The sequence below is a fragment of the Peribacillus kribbensis DSM 17871 genome, assembly GCF_000430765.1.
GTDB lineage: Bacteria > Bacillota > Bacilli > Bacillales > DSM-1321 > Paraperibacillus > Paraperibacillus kribbensis.
This window is the reverse complement of record NZ_AUMQ01000016.1, coordinates 240,129-262,542: the sequence shown is the minus strand read 5'-3', so window position 1 is coordinate 262,542 and position 22,414 is coordinate 240,129. Positions and strand designations below refer to the sequence as shown.

Annotated in this window: 16 protein-coding genes; 11 read left to right on the top strand and 5 right to left on the bottom strand. The window is 41.7% G+C overall.

The window, feature by feature from the left end; translation table 11 throughout:
- Nucleotides 1-144: 144 nt before the first annotated feature.
- Together H539_RS0101165 and H539_RS0101160 are read left to right on the top strand one after the other, a co-directional pair.
- Entirely contained in the window at nucleotides 145-1,107 is a 963-nt protein-coding gene (locus H539_RS0101165; RefSeq protein ID WP_026691987.1) for a cation diffusion facilitator family transporter, read from the top strand.
- Nucleotides 1,108-1,312: 205 nt separating this feature from the next.
- Nucleotides 1,313-1,738, top strand: coding sequence for a MaoC family dehydratase (locus tag H539_RS0101160; RefSeq protein WP_026691986.1), 426 nt, complete (start codon nucleotides 1,313-1,315; stop codon nucleotides 1,736-1,738).
- 340 nt (nucleotides 1,739-2,078) lie between these two features.
- Here the strand turns inward: H539_RS0101160 and ade are convergent, their stop codons facing one another.
- Nucleotides 2,079-3,839 (bottom strand): adenine deaminase, encoded by a 1,761-nt coding sequence (gene ade / locus H539_RS0101150; RefSeq protein WP_035321712.1) that lies wholly within the window; start codon nucleotides 3,837-3,839, stop codon nucleotides 2,079-2,081.
- Between the two features lie 578 nt (nucleotides 3,840-4,417).
- Between ade and H539_RS29955 the strand changes: the two genes are divergently transcribed.
- A complete protein-coding gene (locus tag H539_RS29955) occupies nucleotides 4,418-4,861 on the top strand; it encodes a DUF5063 domain-containing protein (protein WP_162144673.1) in 444 nt (147 codons plus the stop codon).
- A gap of 430 nt (nucleotides 4,862-5,291) precedes the next feature.
- Here the strand turns inward: H539_RS29955 and H539_RS0101135 are convergent, their stop codons facing one another.
- Nucleotides 5,292-6,185 (bottom strand): DMT family transporter, encoded by an 894-nt coding sequence (locus H539_RS0101135; protein ID WP_026691983.1) that lies wholly within the window; start codon nucleotides 6,183-6,185, stop codon nucleotides 5,292-5,294.
- A 699-nt stretch (nucleotides 6,186-6,884) separates the two neighbouring features.
- Between H539_RS0101135 and H539_RS0101130 the strand changes: the two genes are divergently transcribed.
- A complete protein-coding gene (locus H539_RS0101130) occupies nucleotides 6,885-7,292 on the top strand; it encodes an NUDIX hydrolase (protein ID WP_026691982.1) in 408 nt (135 codons plus the stop codon).
- A 432-nt stretch (nucleotides 7,293-7,724) separates the two neighbouring features.
- Here the strand turns inward: H539_RS0101130 and gltC are convergent, their stop codons facing one another.
- The gene (gltC, locus tag H539_RS0101120) at nucleotides 7,725-8,621 is read right to left on the bottom strand and encodes a glutamate biosynthesis transcriptional regulator GltC (protein WP_026691981.1); all 897 of its coding nucleotides are present in this window, start codon (nucleotides 8,619-8,621) and stop codon (nucleotides 7,725-7,727) included.
- Nucleotides 8,622-8,732: 111 nt separating this feature from the next.
- On the opposite strand from gltC, the gene H539_RS0101115 reads away from it, so the two are divergent.
- Nucleotides 8,733-9,977: a cation:dicarboxylate symporter family transporter gene (locus tag H539_RS0101115; RefSeq protein ID WP_026691980.1), complete on the top strand. Its 1,245-nt coding sequence runs from the start codon at nucleotides 8,733-8,735 to the stop codon at nucleotides 9,975-9,977.
- Nucleotides 9,978-10,250: 273 nt separating this feature from the next.
- Here the strand turns inward: H539_RS0101115 and H539_RS0101110 are convergent, their stop codons facing one another.
- Nucleotides 10,251-10,916: a phosphatase PAP2 family protein gene (locus H539_RS0101110; RefSeq protein ID WP_026691979.1), complete on the bottom strand. Its 666-nt coding sequence runs from the start codon at nucleotides 10,914-10,916 to the stop codon at nucleotides 10,251-10,253.
- A gap of 402 nt (nucleotides 10,917-11,318) precedes the next feature.
- The gene (locus tag H539_RS0101105; RefSeq protein ID WP_026691978.1) at nucleotides 11,319-12,239 is read right to left on the bottom strand and encodes a tetratricopeptide repeat protein; all 921 of its coding nucleotides are present in this window, start codon (nucleotides 12,237-12,239) and stop codon (nucleotides 11,319-11,321) included.
- Nucleotides 12,240-12,386: 147 nt separating this feature from the next.
- Between H539_RS0101105 and H539_RS0101100 the strand changes: the two genes are divergently transcribed.
- From H539_RS0101100 to lacZ, 6 genes are all read left to right on the top strand, one after another.
- Nucleotides 12,387-13,922, top strand: coding sequence for a response regulator transcription factor (locus H539_RS0101100; protein ID WP_026691977.1), 1,536 nt, complete (start codon nucleotides 12,387-12,389; stop codon nucleotides 13,920-13,922).
- A gap of 14 nt (nucleotides 13,923-13,936) precedes the next feature.
- Nucleotides 13,937-15,697: a cache domain-containing sensor histidine kinase gene (locus H539_RS0101095; protein WP_026691976.1), complete on the top strand. Its 1,761-nt coding sequence runs from the start codon at nucleotides 13,937-13,939 to the stop codon at nucleotides 15,695-15,697.
- Between the two features lie 180 nt (nucleotides 15,698-15,877).
- Complete coding sequence (locus H539_RS0101090; RefSeq protein WP_026691975.1) at nucleotides 15,878-17,167, top strand: ABC transporter substrate-binding protein; 1,290 nt, start codon at nucleotides 15,878-15,880, stop codon at nucleotides 17,165-17,167.
- Nucleotides 17,168-17,461: 294 nt separating this feature from the next.
- Nucleotides 17,462-18,310, top strand: coding sequence for a carbohydrate ABC transporter permease (locus tag H539_RS0101085; protein ID WP_245602109.1), 849 nt, complete (start codon nucleotides 17,462-17,464; stop codon nucleotides 18,308-18,310).
- Nucleotides 18,307-19,131: a carbohydrate ABC transporter permease gene (locus H539_RS0101080; RefSeq protein ID WP_026691973.1), complete on the top strand. Its 825-nt coding sequence runs from the start codon at nucleotides 18,307-18,309 to the stop codon at nucleotides 19,129-19,131. The genes H539_RS0101085 and H539_RS0101080 overlap by 4 nt, the downstream gene beginning before the upstream one ends.
- A gap of 23 nt (nucleotides 19,132-19,154) precedes the next feature.
- On the top strand, nucleotides 19,155-22,184 hold the full coding sequence (lacZ, locus tag H539_RS0101075) for a beta-galactosidase, LacZ type (protein ID WP_026691972.1): 3,030 nt from the start codon (nucleotides 19,155-19,157) through the stop codon (nucleotides 22,182-22,184).
- Nucleotides 22,185-22,414 lie beyond the last annotated feature (230 nt).

Below are 22,414 nucleotides of genomic sequence, written 5' to 3'. Positions count from 1 at the left end.
AATGTGGTGAAGTAAAATTGATGGATTAGGTTGTTGAGTGACTATTAATAATGGTTCACGAGAAGTTTTAACGAATCGTAATTAAAGGTGTAGAAATGTGAACCGATATACAAGGTAAAGAATGATTATAAAGGGGGAAACCATTTGAAAGAACTATTTGTATTATTAAAACAAGGAAATAAATCGGCTTTAATGGCTGCCATTGTAAATGCCGTTATTGCGATCCTTCGCGGGACGGCTTTTATCTTTACCGGGAATGTGGCCATGTTCGCAGAAACGATGCATGCGATAGGTGATGCAGCCAACCAATTCTTTGTCTTTATCGGCTCCGCTTTATCCAAAAAAACACCTACCAAACGATTTCCAAATGGATTTGGACGATTGGTGAATTTGGTCCTGCTTGGGGCCGTCATTGTGGTAGCAATCATGAGCTTTGAAACCATAAAAGAGGGAATACATCATGTCCTTCATCCAACGGAGGCTGAAGGTTTCTTCATTGTTGTGGGGGTTCTCCTGGCTGGAGTCATCCTTGAATCGATTGTACTTGCAAAAGCCATGAAAGAGGTCATTCATGAAACTCACGCGGAGGCAAAAGGGCTCGGAATCCTTGTCCAAAGTTTTAAAAATGTAGGGAAGGCAACACCTGCTACGAAGCTCGTCTTTATGGAGGACTTGGTTGCTACAGGAGGAGGGCTACTGGCTCTATTGGCTGTTCTTCTATCTAAATGGACAGGCCAGCATGTATTAGAAGGACTTGCATCCGTTTTGATCGGTTTGATGATGTTGTTTGTTGTCGGAAAGGTCTTCCTGGATAATGCGGCCGGTGTTCTGGGAGAAGCTGACGATGAAATGGAAAACAAAATCGGACACATCCTCATCCAGGATCCTGAGGTAAAAGATATTCGGAACATCACAGTGATGAAGGAAGGGGAAACACTTCACGTAGAAGTAGAAGTGGAGCTAGAGGCATCTATCACCATCGAGGAAGCAGATGTGATTAAAGAGCGTTTAGCAGGTCAGGTCATGGAGCAGAAGGGCGTAGCTGATGTCCTTATCGAATTTAGCAAAGATGATGGAGAGGTAGATTGGAAAATACAATCCACGTAAAAGGGCAGCGGATTCTCCGCTGTTCTTTTTTTAAAAGCTAACAGATGTGTACAGAAGAGGGGCGCCAAGAATATTCACATATTAGGAATGCTGATTGTCATCGCTTTGATTTCCTTAATTATATTCCAGAACAGTACTCATTTTCCCGATTTTTGAATTATGCTAAAATAAATTGATTCAACAATGACAAAACAGAGGTGTAATAATGAAATTAGAAGAGTTTAACATTGGACAGGTGTTTAAAACTAAATCATTAAAACTAACAAAAGAGGATATTATGAGGTTTGCAGGTGAATTTGACCCTCAGTATATGCACGTGGATGAGGCAAAAGCAAGTGAGGGAAGATTTAATGGAATCATAGCTTCTGGTATACATACGCTAGCCATATCATTTAAGCTTTGGGTTGAAGAGGGAATGTATGGGGAAGATGTGATTGCTGGAACCCGTATGAATAATATTAAATTTATTAAGCCTGTTTATCCTGGAGATGAATTATATATAATTGTTGAGGTTATTGATATGAATTCAACAAAAATCGAAACAGGAATCCTTACTGTATCGTTATCTACCTTTAATGATAAGGATGAAAAAGTTTTTGAGGGTGAATTGTCCGTGTTGATAAAGCGATGAATGGTAATGGAAAAATAAAAAAACAAACTTCTTGTTCAACGAAACGTTGGGTTAGTTAAATAGAGAGGCTGCTACAGCAGCCTCTTTTCTAGTGCCACTACCATGAAAATTTAAATTCTGCCAAGCTCTTTTCGTACCCTAATAAACTTTTGATCAATGCAAGCTGAGCTGCACAGCTCTGTCTTAGCTGGTGAGGATGAATTTCTTTGTTTATTCCTGCTCAAGTAGCAATGGGCATGATGACATATCTCATTGCTCATACGGGAACCGTTCTGAAACAAAGATCATTGGATCCTTATCTTGAATTTAACATACTTTAATTGTTGAGCTGAAAAAGACTTTAAGCTTGTACTGAAATATGCTTAAAATTTTCAACATCAAATAATCCCACATCAGTTAATTTTAATGCAGGAATGACAGGTAATGCCAAGAAAGAAAGGGTTAGAAAAGGATTGAATTTCTTCGAAGCCTCTATGTAATCTAATCCTTTTTTTAATTCCATTAATTCACTGTATACCTTTTCTGCGGGTTCATCAGATAGTAAACCTGCAATAGGTAAGGCTAGAGAAGCTATTAATTTTTCATTTTCGACAATTACTAAACCTCCACCAATCTGTTTAACCGTTTCTATTGCAAATAGTATATCCTTGTCATTCGTTCCAGCTGTAATTATATTATGCGAATCATGAGCTATAGTAGTTGCAATTGCTCCTTTTTGAATGCCTAACCCCTTTACAATTCCCAATCCTATATGACCAGTCTGGTGATGTCTTTCTATAACAGCGAGCTTAAGTTGGTCTCGCTTGATGGAAGGCTGAAAGCACTTATTTATAACTTCTACTTCTTCTACTTGGTGTTTCGTTACTAAACTATTTGGGATGATTTCAATAACATGAGCTGAGTTACTTTCTCTCAACTGGATTTGAAGCTGCTCTAACGTAATATTCCGCATGTTTATACTACTTAGCAACGGCTTACTTGGATTTACTTTACAACTATCTTGATTCAGGTATTCTCCGTTTTGTGCTACTAATTTCCCGCCTGAATATACTTCTTCTATTTTAATCTGTTTTAAATCAGTCATTATTAGAAAATCTGCATCATACCCTGGAGCAATTGCCCCCTTGTGCTTTAATCCATAACATTCTGCAGGACTAAATGAAGCCATTTGAATGGCGTTAATTGGATCCACTCCATGTTGAATAGCTAATTTTACATTATGGTCTATACTTCCTTCATATAGTAAATCATCAATATGTTTATCATCTGTTCCAAATAAACAACGCCTTGCATTTTTATCCGTCACTACATCAATCAATTGTGGCAAGTCTTTAGCTACTGATCCTTGTCTAATAATAAGGTACATCCCTCGTTGCAAGCGGTCCTTTGCTTCACTAATGGATATAGCTTCATGATCTGTTTTAATACCTGCTGTCGTATATATGTTAATCGCATCTTGATCTAAGCCAGCAGCATGACCATCTATTTTAAAACCTTTTGCTTTAGCGTCGAATAGTTTATTTAACATACTTTCCTCAGCATGACTGACAGAAGGGAAATCCATAACCTCCCCCAGCCCTAAAACTCTTGGATGATTATAAAACGGGGCTAAATCTTCGGCTTTCAATATTGCTCCAGCATGTTCAAAGGGTGTAGCTGGCACACATGAAGGTACCATTATATAAACATTTAGCGGTAGGTCTTCAGTGCTATCTAACATATAATGAATTCCTTCAGTCCCTGCTACATTAGCGATTTCATGAGGATCAGCGATAATGGTTGTAACTCCATGTGGTAATACTACCTTTGCAAATTCTTTTGGTGTAACCATAGAAGATTCAATATGTACATGACTATCAATAAACGAAGGAGAAATATACTTACCATTTGCATCTATGACTCGTTCCCCTTCATATTCTCCAAGACCTACAATCACACCATCCTCTATAGCAACGTCTGCTTCGATTAGATCCTGATTAAATACATCTATAATTTTACCGTTCTTAATCACTAATTCTGCTTTTTTTCTTTTGGATGCAGCAGCAATTCTATTCTTTAGAAGTTCCTTCGATTCCTTTTGGGTATATTGCTTTTTTCTCATTAAAAATCCCCTTACTTTTTAAAGTTTTATCAAACACGCTATTTTAGGTATTCCCTTTTAGATCATAGGTTATATAGTAACATTTAAATTTTATATAGTCGGGAATATAGCTCATAATATACCGGTGTTAGAAAAGTGTATTAGTGAGTAACCCTAGGAATAAATAAACATCAAAATAATTAAGGTTTATTTAAAAAAGAAAAGTCAGTATATAGGAATCAAATTTAAAAAAGAAGGACTTACATTTAACTAAATATACTCGAATTGTCAAGAATAAATTGGAGAATTGAAAGGTTCTTAATTACATATCCAAACCCTTGGTACATAAGGGTATCGATATATTTTAATTATTTGGGATAGGAGTTTTTGACCACCGAAATACTGCATCACAACTAATGACCACAAAACATAAGGTTGTTTACCTTTATTTCACAAATAAATTTACAGAAAGATACCATAAGGAAACTTTATGAAACATTGTACTTAAACTATAGGGTACGTAAGTTCAAAAAGGATTTCAAATGATTTTATAGAAGTTATATTGAAAATACTTAAAGTTTTTAGGAGATAAAATGAAAATGAAAGAGCTTGATGACTTTTTTCATTCGGCGGTGCACTATTGCGGCATAATTGAAGATTGTGAATCCAATCAGATACATTCCAAATTAAAAACTCTCCTCGTATCTCTTTTAGAATTGTATTCCAAAGCAATCTTCCTTCCCGAAGTAGAACCCGGAAACTACGAGGGAACGGACCTTAATATAGTTGTACCAGAAATTAATTTTGGTCAATATGACCATTATTGGGAGGTTTTCAATCCTTACCACTTAGAAGAACCTGTCGGGGCAAGTTTATCAGATGACATATTAGATATTTATAAAGATATTAAAAAAGGCATACTCTTATACGAGAAAAACGAGCAATTAGAGGCTATTTGGGAATGGAAATTTGGGTTTGAAATTCACTGGGGCAGTCACGCTGTTGATGCAATCCGTGCTTTACATTCGGCAAATCTTAAGTAGTCCTTATTGAGTTAACGGGTGCGTTAGATAATTATCTAACGGGCAGCTTAGCTTAAAAATAGTTGGAAGTAAACTTATTTAGGGGGAACAAAGTGAATCTTATTGAAATGCCATTACCCGAATTATACTCCAAGATTGCAGCAGCCCCTTTGTATTTATTTCAACTAATTTGCTGTATTGGCTTCTTATTACTTACTCGGAAGGAAAAAGGGTGTCTCAAAATAATCCCACAAATCTATTCCCTTTTTATTATTGTTAATTACTTGGCTGCACTTTATTTTCGCTTTTTATACTAGCCTGTTTTTTAAGTTATTAAACTAAAGGGTGCGTCAGTTCAATAAAAGGGCTTCTACGGCATGAAAATCAGGGGATTTCTCTGAAAGTTACAAAACAGTGGGAAACGAATGCTTCCCACTGTATATTTATTACGTTATTTATCTGGTTTTTTCATTAATGGTACTGAAAAAATGGTTGATGGATTTTCGCTAACAAATGTTGAACCTAAAAGCAATGCCCCACCAAACATTTGAATAATAGTCATGTGTTCTTGTAAGATGATACCTGAAATCAGTATAGCTACAAATGGATCTACATAGCTTAGCATAGCAATACTCTGTCCCTTTAAATTTTGCATACCCGAAAAAAACAACCAAAATCCAAGACCAGTGTTTATAATTCCTAACAGAATTATAAAGGGAATGGATGAAGTTGATACTTCCAAGATACCGAGTCCCTCCGTAAGGAGCACGTATGGCAAGAGAAGTAAAGCAGTTGTTCCAAGTTGGATGATTGTAATCTCTAACTTGGCTAAGTTATGAATAAATTTATTCAATAACATTAATGAAGCGTAGAATGCAGCTGCAACTAATCCAAAAGAAATCCCAAGTAGATCTCCTTTTCCAGATGCGCTTATGCCGTTTCCAACAATCAATAACAGACCTAATATTGCTATACCAATACAAACAATCTTTTTGATAGTTAATTGTTCATTAAGAATAATTGGTGAGAGAAGCATAACAAACACAGGTGCAAAGTAATAGGCTAATGTAGCGTTAGTGACTGTTGTATAATTGTAGGATTGATACAGGAAAATCCAATTTCCTCCTAATGCAATAGCAGAAAAAAATAAAACGGAAGCATTAGCTTTCACTAATTTCCACGGAATAGATTTTTTCATCACCAAAAATACCAAAATTAAAAATAAACATCCGATTGAACTACTTAGTAAAGCTGTTTCACTCGAAGATAAATCAATGTATGTTACAACTAAACCAATTGTTCCAAAAATAATCATGGATAATATAAACTGAATGCTAGATTTCATCGTCTACTCCTTTGAATCTGCGAAACAGCTTATATTTCGCAGATCTTAATCTGTTTTAAAAATAAGCGTGTTTATGATTAGAAACGGTGGTGGTGGAGAAGTAGCTAGTCTAACACTTGGATTAATCATTGATTTTGATAATGGCATTATAAACTAACCTCCATTTTGTTAAGATTAAATAAGTATACAATAAAACTGGCATTTGTATTAATAGATACTTTAAAACCAATGTCGCTGATCATAATTCAGAATTAGGAGAATCAGCACTGTTTACTCAGTCATCTAATTTTTCCTTCAAAAGTCATTAGCTTCAAAGAGATTGGTCTTATTTTTTCCTTAGTAACATTTTTAAGTGTCAAAAAAACACTGAATTCCTGAGTAACTAAGCAGTCTTTTGTCCGACTAATCGAATAATGTCCAATACCTGATTCAGGTATTACGACTCATCCATTAAGTTTCATCATAAGAGTACTACCTATATTAAAATGGTTTAAGAACAATTTGGGTAAGAAAGTATTTTCTTTTGGGTAAAGTGTTTCAACTCATTCCATTTATAATATATTATAAACACTCATTATGGAAAATGTTGTTAAGTTCGAATTTCACACAGTTTTATTAGCGGCCAGGCTAGATTAGAAGGGAATTCTTTACATAAATCGAATTTTGGAGGTGTTCGAGAGAGGGGAGAGGGAGCATACTATGGAAAAGGTATTCACTCGTGTCCTAATAGGGGACAGGGACCATAATATTTTGGTCATTCAAGATAGAGAAAATGTGTGGAATTTCCCAGGCGGAAAAAAGGAATTAGGAGAAATGCCTCTGGAGTGTGCAAAACGGGAAGTTAAAGAGGAAACTGGCCTGATGGTTCATAAGCTTACAGAGGTCCATCAAGGAGATTTTTATTTTGGAACCATTAAATGGAAGGGTTATTTCTACTTTGCAGAGAGCGTAAGTGGAGTTCCCACTATGAATGAAGCGGATAAAATAAAGGATATAAGGTTTGTAAATCGTGACCATAAAGTTGATTTTCCAATTGAGTTATCGGGAGTCATAGAAAAAATTTTCAAAAGTAATCTGATCTATGGCAAGACAACGATCTGGATTTAGTTTTCAAGGCTTGGTTTTCATAAGTCCGGATTAAAGAAGATTAATTTGGAAAACAAATAAGTGACATAGGATAGTGCTAGAATTAAGAGAATGACAAAGGGCTTCATAGCCTTTTTTGCTTTAAAGGCTGCCCAGATCCATAAAACCAAACCTGCTGCTAACCCAATTAGTCGATCCAAATGTAATTCCCGCCTTTCTGAAATTAAAGCAAGTATATCAGGTTGTGATTCAATAAAACTTCATTTAATTGTTAATTCTCAATTACCAATAATTTCCTAATTATAAAAATCATAAACGATAAAAAAATCATAGTTTTGTTCGACATATCATAGGACAACAGGGCGGTTTTTGTTGGTTTACTAAAGATGAATGCCCGGCTTAAATGCCGGGCATTCTTTCTTTTTTGAGGGTTACTTTTTAACTTACCAATAATCACGAATTCCTATTTCTAAAATAGTTCAGGACAAAATCATAAAACAAATGTTCAGAAGGGGAGAGCTGGCGATTCTTAGGGACGATGACGCCCACGGTTCTCTTTACTTCGGGCTGGATGATGGGTAATTTGATGGTTCCAACAGGCAGATTGCCGTTTAGGGTGGTTTCAGGAAGTATGGAGATCCCGATTCCAGCTGAGACCAGCCCTTTCAGCGTGTCCAAATCCTCGCCTTCAAAGGGGATGAATGGACGGAAACCGGCCTGATGGCAGGAATCCACAACGATCTTGCGCAGAATAAAGTCTTCTGGAAATAACACAAAGGCATCCTCGGCTAATTCGTTTAATGATAAACATTCTCTTCCTGCCAGAGGGTGCTTTTCAGGCAAGAGGGCGAAAAAGTGCTCGGAAAATAAGATATCCGCATGTAAATCCGGGTCATGGGTGGGAACTGGTCCGATAAACGCCAAATCAATCTCCCGGTTCTTAATTCCTTCTTTTAAAAATGGATAAGATCCCTGCCGCAAATGAAACTTCACTTCAGGATACTCTCTTTTAAAAGCTGAAATAATTGCTGGCAGGGTGCTGCCCGCTAAACTGGAGGGAAACCCGATCCGGATGGTTCCGCGTTCCGGATCCAGATATTCATCGACCATCTGTTTGGCATGTTCAATTGCCTTTAACGCAATCACTGCCTGTTCTGAAAATATTCGTCCGATCAACGTTAACTTTACGTTTCGTCCTTCTCTTTGAAACAACTCCACTCCCAGCTCTTTTTCTAACAATCCAATCTGGCGGCTTAAAGCAGACTGTGCGACATGCAATTCCTCTGCGGCCTTTGAAAAATGCTCCAGCCGGGCAACTTCAATAAAGTATTTTAACTGTTTTAATTCCATATTCATGACCTTTCCATCTCGAATTGAGATGATTTCTATCTAAATTATATATTGTTCATATAAATAATTAAAATTAAACTTATATTATAACAACACGGGGAGTGGATTATGATGAAACGAATTGGATTAGCCTGGCAAATCTTCATTGGATTAATACTCGGTATTACGGTCGGAGGAATCTTCTATGGAAATCCCCACGTGGCAGAGTATCTGCAGCCAATTGGAAATATATTCATCCACCTGATCAAGATGATCGTCATTCCTATTGTGGTCTCCAGTCTTATTGTAGGAGTTGCTGGAGTTGGCGATATGAAGTCACTTGGAAAGCTTGGCGGCAAAACGATTCTTTATTTTGAAATCATTACGACCATTGCCATTGTAGTTGGATTATTAGCGGCAAATCTATTCCATCCAGGAACAGGTGTCGACCGCTCCCATCTGACAAAGACGGATATCAACGCATATGTATCCACCGCAAAGACGACTGATGAACATTCAATGGCCGACACGTTTGTGAATATTGTTCCGACCAATATCATACAATCAGCGGCCAATGGGGATATGCTGGCGATCATCTTTTTCTCGGTCCTGTTTGGGCTCGGAATCGCGGCCATTGGGGAAAAAGGCAAGCCTGTCCTGAACTTTTTCAGCGGGACAGCTGAAGCCATGTATTATGTAACTAACCAAATCATGAAAGCTGCACCATTCGGTGTATTTGCGCTAATCGGTGTGACCGTATCAACCTTTGGGTTATCTTCCTTAATTCCTCTGGGGAAACTCGTGCTGGTTGTCTATGGATCAATGATCTTCTTTATTATTGTTGTGCTGGGCTTCACAGCCAAAATAGCGGGATATAATATTTTCTTCCTCTTAAAATATCTAAAGGATGAATTATTATTAGGCTATTCCACGGCCAGCTCTGAATCGGTCCTGCCAAAAATAATGGAAAAGATGGAGAAGCTGGGCTGTCCTAAGGCCATCACTTCATTCGTTATCCCAACCGGCTATTCCTTTAACCTGGATGGATCGACTCTTTACCAGGCCATTGCTGCTTTGTTTATTGCCCAGATGTACGGCATTCATATGAGCATTGGACATCAGATCACCTTGGTTCTCGTATTGATGCTTACCTCCAAGGGAATGGCCGGTGTTCCAGGAGTCTCCTTCGTTGTACTTCTTGCCACACTCGGCAGTGTAGGCATCCCTGTTGAAGGACTCGCTTTTATTGCAGGAATTGACCGGATCCTGGATATGGCCCGCACAGCTGTCAATATTGTCGGCAATTCGCTTGCAGCTCTGGTAATGACTAAATGGGAGAGTAGAATAGAGGATAAACTAGAAGGAGAACATGTGTAAAAAGGCAGTAAATAACGGATATAGTATTTTTTGATTAAAAAATCTGGATAATGCTTCAAAAACATAATAAGGAACAATAGAGCTAGCGCAGTATTTCTGCCTTAGCAGATGCATCAGGATTGCCTGCCTGGCATGGCCCTGACGGAAGTATAAAGCTGACCATGTATCAGGCAGACCTGATCATCACTCTTTCGCAGCCAATCTCCCCATTGGCTGCGGCTGTTAATTAAGTGTTGCGGGTTTCTGCCTGTTTTGGTTAGTTTATACTTTTCTTTATCGTCCCTGATCAGAGATTCTTCTATACCTTCTTTCCTGATAGCGCTGATAGAACCATATGGAGAAGGTTAGCCAGAAGCCGCTGATGAAATAACCAGCTAGTATATCACTGGGATAATGAACACCAAGATAAATACGGCTGATCCCAATGGACAAAATCATTAGAATCGAAATACAAACTAATAAAACGCGTCCCCAATGCGTTTTAATATGCCGCCAGAGCAAAAAGGCCAAGGAGCCGTACAAAGCCAATGACATGGTCGCATGGCCGCTGGGGAAACTATAATTGGTCGCCTCGGCTAATCTATGCAAATCTGGCCGGGCCCTATGAAAGAATAACTTTAATGTGATAAATAACACATTTGCACCCGCCATAACGGCGAAAAATAAAATCAGTTCCGTTCGATGTTTCAAGACTGTATAAAGGAAAACCATGGTAACAAGGGATAGCACCACAACTGGAATGGTACCCCCAATAAAGGTGAAGAATTTCATGACAGCTGTAAGAGAGGCAGATTCAAAACCTTGTACAAAAGATATGATGGTACTGTCAAACCTTATAATGGTATGTTTGCTGACTAATACAGCCATTAGAGCAAAACCAAGCAATGAAAGCAAACAAAGAAGGAAGGCTTTACTAAGTTGTTTTTTTAAGTTCATCATGACTCACCTCGTTTTCATAGATCACGCTGAATAAAACTCATTAACAAGTTCACACTGGCTGATCATCTAAGGATAAAGATTAATCTAAAGATACCCTGAAAATCACCATGAAAACCCATTAAATAAGGAACTCTTTTTTGCAGATTATTAACAGTCAACTCCATCCTGAACGCCATGATTGTTTGGTTTTTTTGACGTTCATTCTTCAAATAAAATGAAATCCATTATAAAAGTGCATATTTTACAAAAGTCAACAAGATAGCGGGACATAATACTGATATCAAACTTATATAATCTACTGTGCTATTAAGACAGAAACCATTTTATGTACAGAGTCGAATGATATAAATTTATTAGAATGCAGTATTTAAGCAAGGGCTTCCGATTGGAGCCTCTCTTGAATTATTCCTGATATTCAGGATGCTTATGCCGTGTACACCCAAAAAGATAACAAGATGTCGTGATAAATACATCAAAATCCATGGGTGGAATAAAACCGGAGGAGATTTTTTCAAACATCTGTTCATAGTTTTTCTTTTCATCGAGCAATTTTTGAATGTATTCAGATTTATCGCTTTCAGACCAATCTTCATTTACTTCTTCATCATAGGCATTCTTCAATTCTGCCAAGTGTTCGTTTAAAGCCTGGTGGATAATTCCGTGGGCCCGCTCTGGATTATTTACCTTCAGCAGGGAAAAAACAAACCGGCTGACCCATGCTGTCTGCTTTCCATAAAAGTCCCATCCCTTTTCAAACCAATCTACAGCTTCTTCAAAACAGCCTAATTCCGCATACATATCTGCGAGATCCGCTTCACCGACAAACTCTTCATCTACTTCAGAAAAGGCATCGAGCCTCTTCTTTGCTTCTCCTGTGTGTCCCATTTCTATCAAACACTTTACATGACAGTACATCGTAAAATCTGATTCAGATTCAACGGCAGCAAGAAGAAAGTATTTGGCTGCTTCTTCACTATAACCAAGCTTATAATTAGCAGCCCCCAAGTTGTGATGAGCAGCCTGAGAGGGCTGGATGGAAATGGCCTTCAGCAGGACCTCTATGGCTTCCTTCCATTTTTGCTCCCGGCCATATATTTCACCCAGCAAATTATAAGGAAAATGGGAGGCGGGCTGCATCCTGATCGCCTCCTTCACTAATGGAAGAGCACTTGCATCATCGTCTTCTTCATTACTATAGATCCACGCAAGATTATTCAGTGATTGTACAGTTCTTGACTCCAGCACTGCTTTTTTAAATAATCTCAATGCTTCTTCATATTGATTTCTCTCAAGCAGCTCGTTTGCTCTTTGATTGGTATTCAAATAGTTTCTCCTTCTTGTCATAAGACTTCCATACCAGTATATCAGTTTACACCAGATTGATTTTGATAGCAGAAAAATTATATGGAGTAAGCCCTTTCATTCCTATAAAATGTAGGAATAAGTCTCATTAAACAAAGGGGGATGCAGATGCCGGCAAAAGAACGGTACCGGGTTTTGATTGTAGATGACGAGGTTCTCATCAGGCAGGGCATAAAGCATTATATCGATTGGGAGAGAGAAGGATATGAAATTGCTGGAGAAGCAGGGAACGGACAGGAAGCCCTGGAATTAATAGAATCCGCAAATCCGGATATCATCCTGACGGACATTGTCATGCCTGTTATGGACGGAGAGGAACTTACAAAGCAGATAAAAGAACGATATCCCGATATTGAAATCATAATTTTAAGCAGCTTTGGTGATTTTGATTATGTTCGATCAACCTTCCAGCATGGTGCTGTCGACTATATATTAAAACCAAAGCTTGATAGTACAGGACTTTTGGAGGTATTAAACCGGACAGCAGCTAAGATCCAATCAGTTGGAAAGATGGAGAAGAAGCAGGATAAGAAGGCTGCGGCTCAGGAAATGGTAAATAAGATTCTTAAGGGCTATGAGGCCCCAAACGCACACAGACTGCTTCCATACAAAAATTATTGTCTGGCGGGATTTGGAATGAAAGATCTGTTCGATGGAGAAGATCTTCCAAAGCCAGTTATCGAGTTCATTGAGGAAACCCTTAAGAGCGAGCTGGATCACGCTGTGTTGGTTCCCATCAAATCCACGCATATGGAAGCTTCCTTCCTCATCAATACGGACAGCGGCTGGTCCGCTGTTCATGAAGCTGTCTCGAAACTATGTATTAACACACCAACACTATATGGAGCCTTAAGTTCCTCCTTTACACATCTCAAACAAATCAGCGGGGAGCCGGTACGGCAATTGGAGAAGCTGCTTAAGCTTTATTTTTATTTTTCCGATTCTCTTCCTCTCACTCCTTCCATTCTGGAAACAAGGCCACAGGCTGCAGGGGAGTTCAATATGGAAGAATACTCTCTTGAATTAAGGCAGAAGAAGTTTGATTCTGCATTCCAAAATTTGAGAATTTATACAGAGACGCTGTCCCGTTGTTTCACGATGGACAGCTTTGAGTACAAAGCTTTCTTTAGCAATATCATTTTTAATTCCATCATCATCCTGGGCAGTATGGGGTATTCCGTAAAAGAGCTTGATCAGGCAAAGTATGCTTATTTAAAATTGATCGGCCAGTCCCAGACGGCCGGGCGTGTACGTGACCTGCTTGACCGATTTATCGAGGATTTGCATAACATTATGAATCAGGCCCATTCTGAAACCGCATCCATTAATATGGAGAGCATACGGAGTTTTATGATGGAACACTCTGCGGAGCCTATCACTCTTACAGACGTTGCTAAGCATTTTCATTTCAGCCCGTCTTATTTATCCTCGTATTTCTCAGCGAATAATATGGAAAGCTTTACGGAATATTTGAACAAAATCAGAATTAACAAGGCCATTAAGCTCCTGGCAGATAATCGGTATCCGATTTCTGAAATCAGCGCTAAAGCGGGCTATTCGGATCACAGCTATTTCTGCAAGGTATTCAAGAAGCTAATGGGCGTTTCCCCCAGTCAATATAAACGCAGATACATTACGAGATGAAGGATGGCATGCATATGAGAATGTTGCCTGAACGGCTCCGGCAGACAAGAATGTTTACCAAGCTTTTTGTGTTCGCAGTGTTCATGATCGTGACCGTTTCGATCACCATCACATGGACGACCATCAAGATGTCAGAACGATTCTTTATCGAGAAATTCAGCATTGTCAATTCAAGGGTCATCGCCCAGATGAAGGAACACTTCGAGGGCTACAGCAATGAAATCGCCGTTGCCTCGCAGAATTTGCTGCTCAGCAGGACTATCCGGGAAGGTCTGACGGAGAAACAGAATAATCTGCAGAAGATGAGCAGTTATTTTAATATGTCCCAGCAGCTCAAGCGTGTAAGGAGTAATCTGGATAATTACGATATGAGCATATTTGTCATGGGGAAAAACGGAATTGGGCATACGACAGAGAGAATTTATTGGCCGATTTCAGATGAGGAGCTGATTACAAGCCCCATCACCCAAAAAACCTATGCAGAACCCAAGAAGCTGATGTACCAGCTGGACACCCGAAAAGATGATGACGGCAAGATGAATCATTATATCGTCGCATCCCTTGCTTTAATGGACAGGATCTCGGGGGACATATACGGGACCATGTATTTTGCTCTAAATGAGAAGGAGTTCCGAAAATCCTACGTCCCTTATACCACAAAAGGAAGCAATGTCTTCATTGTCGATAAGAAGGGAGAGGTGCTGTCCAGTAATATGCCGTCCCTGATCGGAAAAAGAGATGCCAGGGTTTTGAACTATGTGAAAAAGATTGAAAACAGTAAGGATGGCTATATTGTGGAGAATTTTATGGGGAAAGAGCAGATCATCCTGATGCAATACCTTCCTTCCTATGATATGTACCTTTTCAATATCCTGGATAAAAAAGCTGCGGTCGAGGATGTGATCGACAAGCGGGCGATTGTGTTGATCTGTCTTGGGATCTTCCTTGCTGCTCTCATCATTGTCTTCCTCGGGACAAAGGAAATGACGAACTCTCTGACAAAGCTGGTCCGGCAGATTTCAAGCGCACCAAAGCACGGGTTTCATCAGCCGATCGAGGTAAATGGCACGTATGAGACAAAGCAGCTCGGCGAGGCATTCAATTCCATGTTCGATGAGCTGCACCGCTATGTCGATGAGCTCGTGGATGCCCAAAAACAGCGGCGTACCGCGGAGCTTGCGGCTCTTCAGCAGCAGATCAACCCGCATTTTCTATATAATACACTCACCTCGATTAAATTCATGGTGAGGCAGGGGAATGTCGAGGAATCGGAAATCACATTGAATTCCTTTATTTCCTTGCTGCAAAATACCATCGGAAATGTGAGTGAAACCATTTCCGTACGAGAGGAAATGGAAAATCTAAAGCACTATGTGCTTATCAACCAAAAGAGGTACGGAGAACGAATTAAAGTGAACTATTTAATCAGCCCGGACTGCCAGGAATATAAGATCCCTAAGTTAATTCTCCAGCCTTTTATCGAGAACTCTTTTTTTCACGCTTTTAATCAAAAGCCAGGCGGATATGTCCATGTTATGGTCTGGAAGGAAAATGAGGATTTAATCTGTGAAGTGTTGGATGACGGTGACGGGATGGAAGACTCTTCGGCAGGACGTTTGCCGCAAACGAAAAGGAAGCATCAGCTGTTTTCAGGGATTGGCGTCAAAAATGTTCACGAACGAATTCAACTGATATATGGAGAGGAGTATGGGGTTACGGTATCAAGTGAGGCAGGGGAAGGGACAAGGATCCGGATCAGCATGCCGGCAGCATGAACCTAAAAATAATCCAAATATCCAAAAATAATCATAAACCAGCCATGCTGGATCGTTGAACAGCTAAAAATAATCCAAATTCACAATAAAATCTTCCTAACAGCCTTTTGGATTAGAGTGATACCATAAATTTGTAGGTTGATAACGCTTACAAACTATTAAACTATTGGGGGTCATTCTATGAAAAAGATGCTTTCACTGCTCCTTGTCAGCATCCTTCTTTTATCCGCATGCTCCGGCTCAAAATCGAAAGATGCTTCGACCAGCAGCGGAAAGGACACAAAGGAAATTACAGTATGGGCTTGGGATCCAAACTTTAATATCAAGGCTTTGAATCTGGCAAAGGATGCTTACAAATCAGAAAATCCTGATTTGAACGTTAAAGTGGTGGAAAATGCCCAGGCGGATATCGTGCAAAAGCTGAATACAAGCTTGAGCTCCGGTACGACCAAGGGACTGCCGAACGCAGTCCTGATTGAGGATTACCGCGCACAGAGCTTCCTACAGGCCTATCCCGATATGTTTTATGAGATGACTGATAAAATCAAAGCAGATGATTTCGCTGCTTATAAAATACCGCCCACAAGCCTGGATGGCAAAAACTATGGGGTGCCGTTTGATACAGGCGTAACCGGCCTTTATATCCGGACGGATTATCTGGAAAAAGCGGGCTTAAAAGTAAGTGATGTGCAGGATATGGATTGGAACAAATATATTGAAGTCGGCAAGAAGATTAAAAAGGCAACAGGCAAGGTTATGCTGACACAGGATCCTAAGGATCTCGGCCTGATCCGGATGATGATCCAGTCAAGCGGTTCCTGGTATCTGAAGGAGGACGGCAAAACTCCTGATCTGGCCGGCAACGAAGCCTTGAAGGAAGCCTTCAAAACGTACAAAGCCATCTTGGATGCAGATCTTGTGAAGCCAGCCTCTGACTGGAGCCAGTTCGTAGGAGGCTTTAACAGCGGAGATGTGGCGACCGTTCCTACAGGTAACTGGATCACTCCGTCCGTTAAAGCGGAAGCCTCTCAATCAGGCAAATGGGCAGTGGTCTCCATGCCGCGCCAGTCGGATAATCCAAAATCTGTGAACGCCTCAAACCTTGGGGGAAGCTCCTGGTATGTATTGAATATTCCTGGCAAGGAAAAGGCTGCAGACTTCCTGGCCAAAACCTTTGGATCAAATGTGGACTTCTATCAAACTCTGAATAAAGAAATCGGGGCCATCGGCACCTATAAGCCCGCTGCAGAAGGGGGCGCCTATAAAGCATCAGATGACTTCTTTGGAGGACAGAAGGTCGTTTCCGACTTTGCTTCCTGGACCGAAAAAATTCCGCAGGTCAACTACGGCCTTCATACGTATGCCATCGAGGACATCCTGGCTGTGGAAATGCAGAATTATCTAAAAGGCAAGAATCTGGATAAAGCCCTGGAGGATGCACAGGCTCAGGCAGAAGCCCAGATCAAATAAGGATAAAAGCCCTGGGAATCTGCCGGCTTCTCCAATTAGAGCAGCATGCTGTCTAATGGATGGGCGAGTTCCGGGGCTTTTGTTTCTTGCTCATACCTGAATCTCATCTTCATTGGGTATGAAAAAACGGAAAATCTCCGACTATGATTCTCATGCTTACACGAAAAATGAATGAAGTCCAATGAATAGGAGTTGAAGAAGGTCATGCAAAAAACTGGCGAGGTGCTGGAACCTGCAAGGCCCGTTAAGGCAGTATCCCCCAAACGGCCGCTGAATTACCGGGTGCGGAATAAGATGATCGGCTGGTCATTCGTCCTGCTTTCAGCCATCATGATTTTAATCTTTTATTTTTATCCCATGCTTCAGTCTCTGCTGCTATCCTTCCAATCGGGGACAGGGGCTAACCTGAGCTGGGTCGGTGCGGCTAACTATACGAGGCTGTTCAAGGATCCGGTTTTCCTCATCACAGTGAAAAATACAGTCTTTTATTTGATCATCCAGGTTCCCCTGATGATTATCCTTGCCCTGGTTCTGTCCGTGCTGCTAAACAGCAAAACCTTAAAGTGGAAGGGGCTATTCAGGACAGCAATTTTCCTTCCAGCGGTTACATCGCTTGTCGCTTATTCGGTCATTTTCAAATACATGTTCGGCCAGGATGGGCTGATCAATGTCATGCTAATGAAGCTATCACTCCTAAGCGAGCCGATTCAATGGCTGACAGATCCGTTCTGGGCAAAAATCACGATCATCCTGGCGATCACCTGGCGCTGGACGGGCTATAATATGATTTTCTATCTGTCTGCCTTGCAGAACATCGATTCTTCCATATATGAAGCCGCCAAAATGGATGGAGCTTCGGCTTTTCAGCAATTTACCAAAATCACCGTACCGCTGTTAAAGCCGATTATCCTCTTTACATCCATTACTTCGACCATCGGGACTCTGCAATTATTTGATGAGGTCATGAATATCACAGCAGGCGGACCGGGGAATGCGACCATGACCATCTCACAGTATATTTACAATCTATCCTTCAAATATACTCCTGATTTTGGCTATGCGGCGACGGTATCTTATGCGATAGTTATTATGATCGTTATCTTTTCCATCATCCAGTTCAGAGTGGCAGGTGATAAAGAATGACAGGTATAAAAAAGGTATCGGCTTATGGATTGCTGGCTGTCGCTTCCATTATTTCGATCTTCCCATTCTTTTGGATGGTGATCAGCTCGACCAATAAATCGTCAGATGTCACTCAGGGGAAATTGCTGCCTGGTGCGGAGCTCATGAATAATCTCACGAAGCTGCTGGACACCATCGATTTGGTCCCGGCCCTGCTGAACTCGGCTAAAATCTCCATTTTGACGACGATCCTGGCCATGCTGATTGCTTCGCTTGCGGGATACGGCTTTGAAATTTACAGAAGTAAATCTAAGGACATCCTGTTTAACATCCTGCTTCTGTCCATGATGATTCCGTTTGCGGCGTTGATGGTCCCGCTGTTCCGCATGTTCGGATCCATTTCGCAGGTATTGCCGGCCATTGGAATTGACACGACGGCAGCTGTCATCCTGCCAACGGTCACAACTGCTTTCTTGATCTTTTTTTTCCGCCAGAATACAAAGATGTTTCCAAGGGAAATTCTTGAAGCAGGGCGAATAGATGGACTATCGGAACTCGGCATCTTTTTCAGGATTTATATTCCAACGATGAAAACCACTTATGCAGCAGCAGCCATCATTACCTTTATGGCCAGCTGGAACAGTTATCTATGGCCGCTCGTCGTGCTGCAGACACCAGAAAAAATGACGATTCCGCTTTTAATTTCCAACCTGGGCTCCAGCTACTCTCCTGATTTCGGAGTCATTATGACCGCCATTGTCATTGCTACGCTGCCTTCTGCACTCCTGTTTTTCCTGATGCAGAAGCATTTTGTTGCAGGCATGATGGGGTCAGTAAAATAAGATAAAAAAGGAGCATAAGAGATATGTCAGAAAATCCTTCAATTAAGTGGCTCTCAGATCCTTCTATCTATATGGTGAACCGCCTGCCGGCCCATTCGGATCATACGTATTATTCTTCCATGGATGAAGCCCGTAATGGTGAGCCGATGAATATGAGGTACAGTCTCAATGGAGATTGGAAGTTTTATTATTCGATTAATCCAGATAATCGTCCTCATGAGTTCTACAAGCAGGAGTCCAGCTGCAACGGCTGGGGGGACATCACCGTCCCGGGCCATATCCAGCTTCAGGGTCACGGGCAGCCGCAATATGTGAACACCATGTATCCATGGGATGGGCATAATGAGATCCGCCCGCCTGAAATCCCCCAGGATAAGAATCCGGTTGGAAGCTATGTGAAATACTTTACCCTGCCACAACATATGAAGGGGAATCCGCTTTATATCTCGTTCCAGGGAGTGGAGTCTGCCTTTTACGTCTGGCTTAACGGCCATTTTGTCGGCTACAGCGAGGACTCCTTCACTCCTGCAGATTTCGAGCTGACACAATTCCTGACAGAAGGCGAAAACAAGCTCGCGGTTGAAGTCTATCAGCGCAGCACGGGCAGCTGGCTCGAGGATCAGGATTTCTGGAGATTTTCAGGGATCTTCCGTGAGGTGTACTTGTACACAATCCCGGACATACACATCTTTGATGCCAGGATCAGGCCTGAACTCGACGATTCGTTCACAAAAGGAACCCTGCATGCCAGCCTGCAGTTAATGGGGGACTATAGCGGTGCCCAGGTTAGGGCTGCGCTGTATGATGCGGAGGGACGTCTTGCCGGTTCCGCAGATGCGGAAGTTGAAGGAGACAGGGCTGCCGTTTCCATTCAGGTGGAGCGTCCATCCTTATGGAGTGCAGAAGACCCTTATTTATACCAGGTTTTCTTTAAAGTGACGGATAGAGTTGGCCGGATTGTCGAAGTGGTGCCCCAGAAGGCTGGGTTCCGGAAATTCGAGCTAGTGGACAAGATTATGAAGCTGAACGGAAAGCGCATCGTCTTTAAGGGAGTCAACCGCCATGAATTTAATTGCCGCACAGGCCGTACGCTTACTAAGGAAGACATGCTCTGGGATATCAAGACCTTAAAGCGCAACAATATCAACGCAGTCCGTACTTCCCATTACCCGAACCAAACCTATTGGTACGAACTGTGTGATGAATACGGCGTGTATGTGATTGATGAAATGAACCTGGAAACTCATGGATCGTGGCAGAAGATGGGGGCCGTCGAGCCTTCCTGGAATATACCGGGCAATAAGCCGGAATGGCAGGACATCGTCATGGACCGTGCGATTTCGATGTATGAACGCGATAAGAACCATCCATCCATTTTAATATGGTCATGCGGAAATGAGTCTTATGCGGGGAAGGTAATCCTGAATGTTTCTAAGTATTTCAAGTCACAGGATCCTGGACGTCTTGTCCATTATGAGGGAGTCTTCCATAACAGAGACTATAATGAGACGAGCGATATGGAAAGCCGGATGTATGCGAAGCCTGCGGATATTGAAAAGTATTTGACGGAGGATCCTGAAAAGCCGTACATAAGCTGCGAGTATATGCATGCGATGGGTAATTCCATCGGAGGGATGTACAAATATACAGACCTGGAAAAGAAATATGAGATGTACCAGGGGGGATTCATCTGGGACTATATTGATCAATCCCTTGTCAAAACAGATCGGTATGGAGAAGAATTTCTGGCATACGGCGGCGACTTCGGAGACCGGCCGACCGATTACGGCTTTTGTACAAACGGCCTTGTCTATGCCAACCGGGAAGAATCTCCTAAAATGCAGGAAGTGAAATTCCTTTATCAGGACTTTAAGCTTGCTCCTGAAAAGGGCGGCACAACGGTTGTGAATGAAAGCCTTTTCTCAAGAGGTGAAGACTGCTTGCTTGAAGTAGCCTTATTTCATGAAGGCAGGGAAGTATACAGGGAGCAGCGTGAGGTGGCTGCTGAACCGCAATCTGAAGTGTTTATTGAGCATCGTCTGCCTGAAGCGCTGCTGGAGAAGGCCGGCGAGTACAGCATTCAATCCTCACTGAAGCTGAAAGAAGCTGCGAAGTGGGCAGAAGCTGGATACGAGATTGCTTTTGGCGAGCATATTTTCGAGGTGCAGGGCCAGGAGCCTGAGAACATTCAGGGTGAGCTTCGCACTGTAAGAGGAGATGTCAATATCGGGGTCCATGGCCGGGACTTTTCGATTTTGTTCTCCAAGCAGGCTGGCAGTCTGGTATCCATGAATTATGCCGGCAGGGAAATGATTTCATTCCCGCCGTATCCGCTGTTCTGGCGTGCCACAACCGACAATGACAGAGGCTTTGGCCAGAGCTTCCATTCCGGAGTCTGGATGGCCGCAAGTTTTGCCCGCAGGCATACGGCTGTTGAAGTAGTGGAGGAAGAAGACAGAGTCCAGGTGGCCTTTACCTATGCCTTCTCCATCCATCAGGAGATCGAAGTGAAAACTCTGTACACCGTTCTTGCTGACGGCAGCGTTCATGTGAAAATGTCCTACAAAGGAGCTGCAGGTCTGCCCCAGATGCCTTTATTCGGGTTGACGTTTAAAGTGCCGGCAGATTATGACCAGCTGAAATGGTATGCGATGGGACCTGAAGAGAATTATTCCGACCGTGCCAAGGGGGCAAGACTCGGAATCTTTGAAAATACGGTTGAGGAGAATTTCTCCGGCTACCTCATGCCGCAGGAATCCGGAAACCGGACCGGCGTCCGCTGGATGGAGGTTGTAAATGAGAGAGGACAGGGAATCAAGATTTCTTCTGTGACCGATCCGCTTGAATACAGCGTTTCACCATACACAGCACTGGAGCTTGAAAACGCCCAGCACCTTTTCGAGCTGCCAAACGTCCATTACACGGTCATCACTGTAGCGGGAAAACAGATGGGAGTCGGCGGAGATGACAGCTGGGGCGCACCTGTTCATGATGAGTATTTGATCCAGGGGAACGAAAATATAGAGTTTGAGTTTAAGATGGAGAGGATTTAATAGATGGCCTGCCTTTGGACCCCAGGGCAGGCTTCCCTGTAGGAATTTAGGATCTTCATTCATGGGGATGAAGGACAAAACCAGGTTCACGTGCAGGAGAACGGTCCTTCATTAGGGGGATGAAGGACAAAACCAGGCTCAAGTACAGGAGAACGGTCCTTCATCAGGGGGATGAAGGACAAAACCAGGGTCACGTGCAGGAGAACAGTCCTTCATCAGGGGGATGAAGG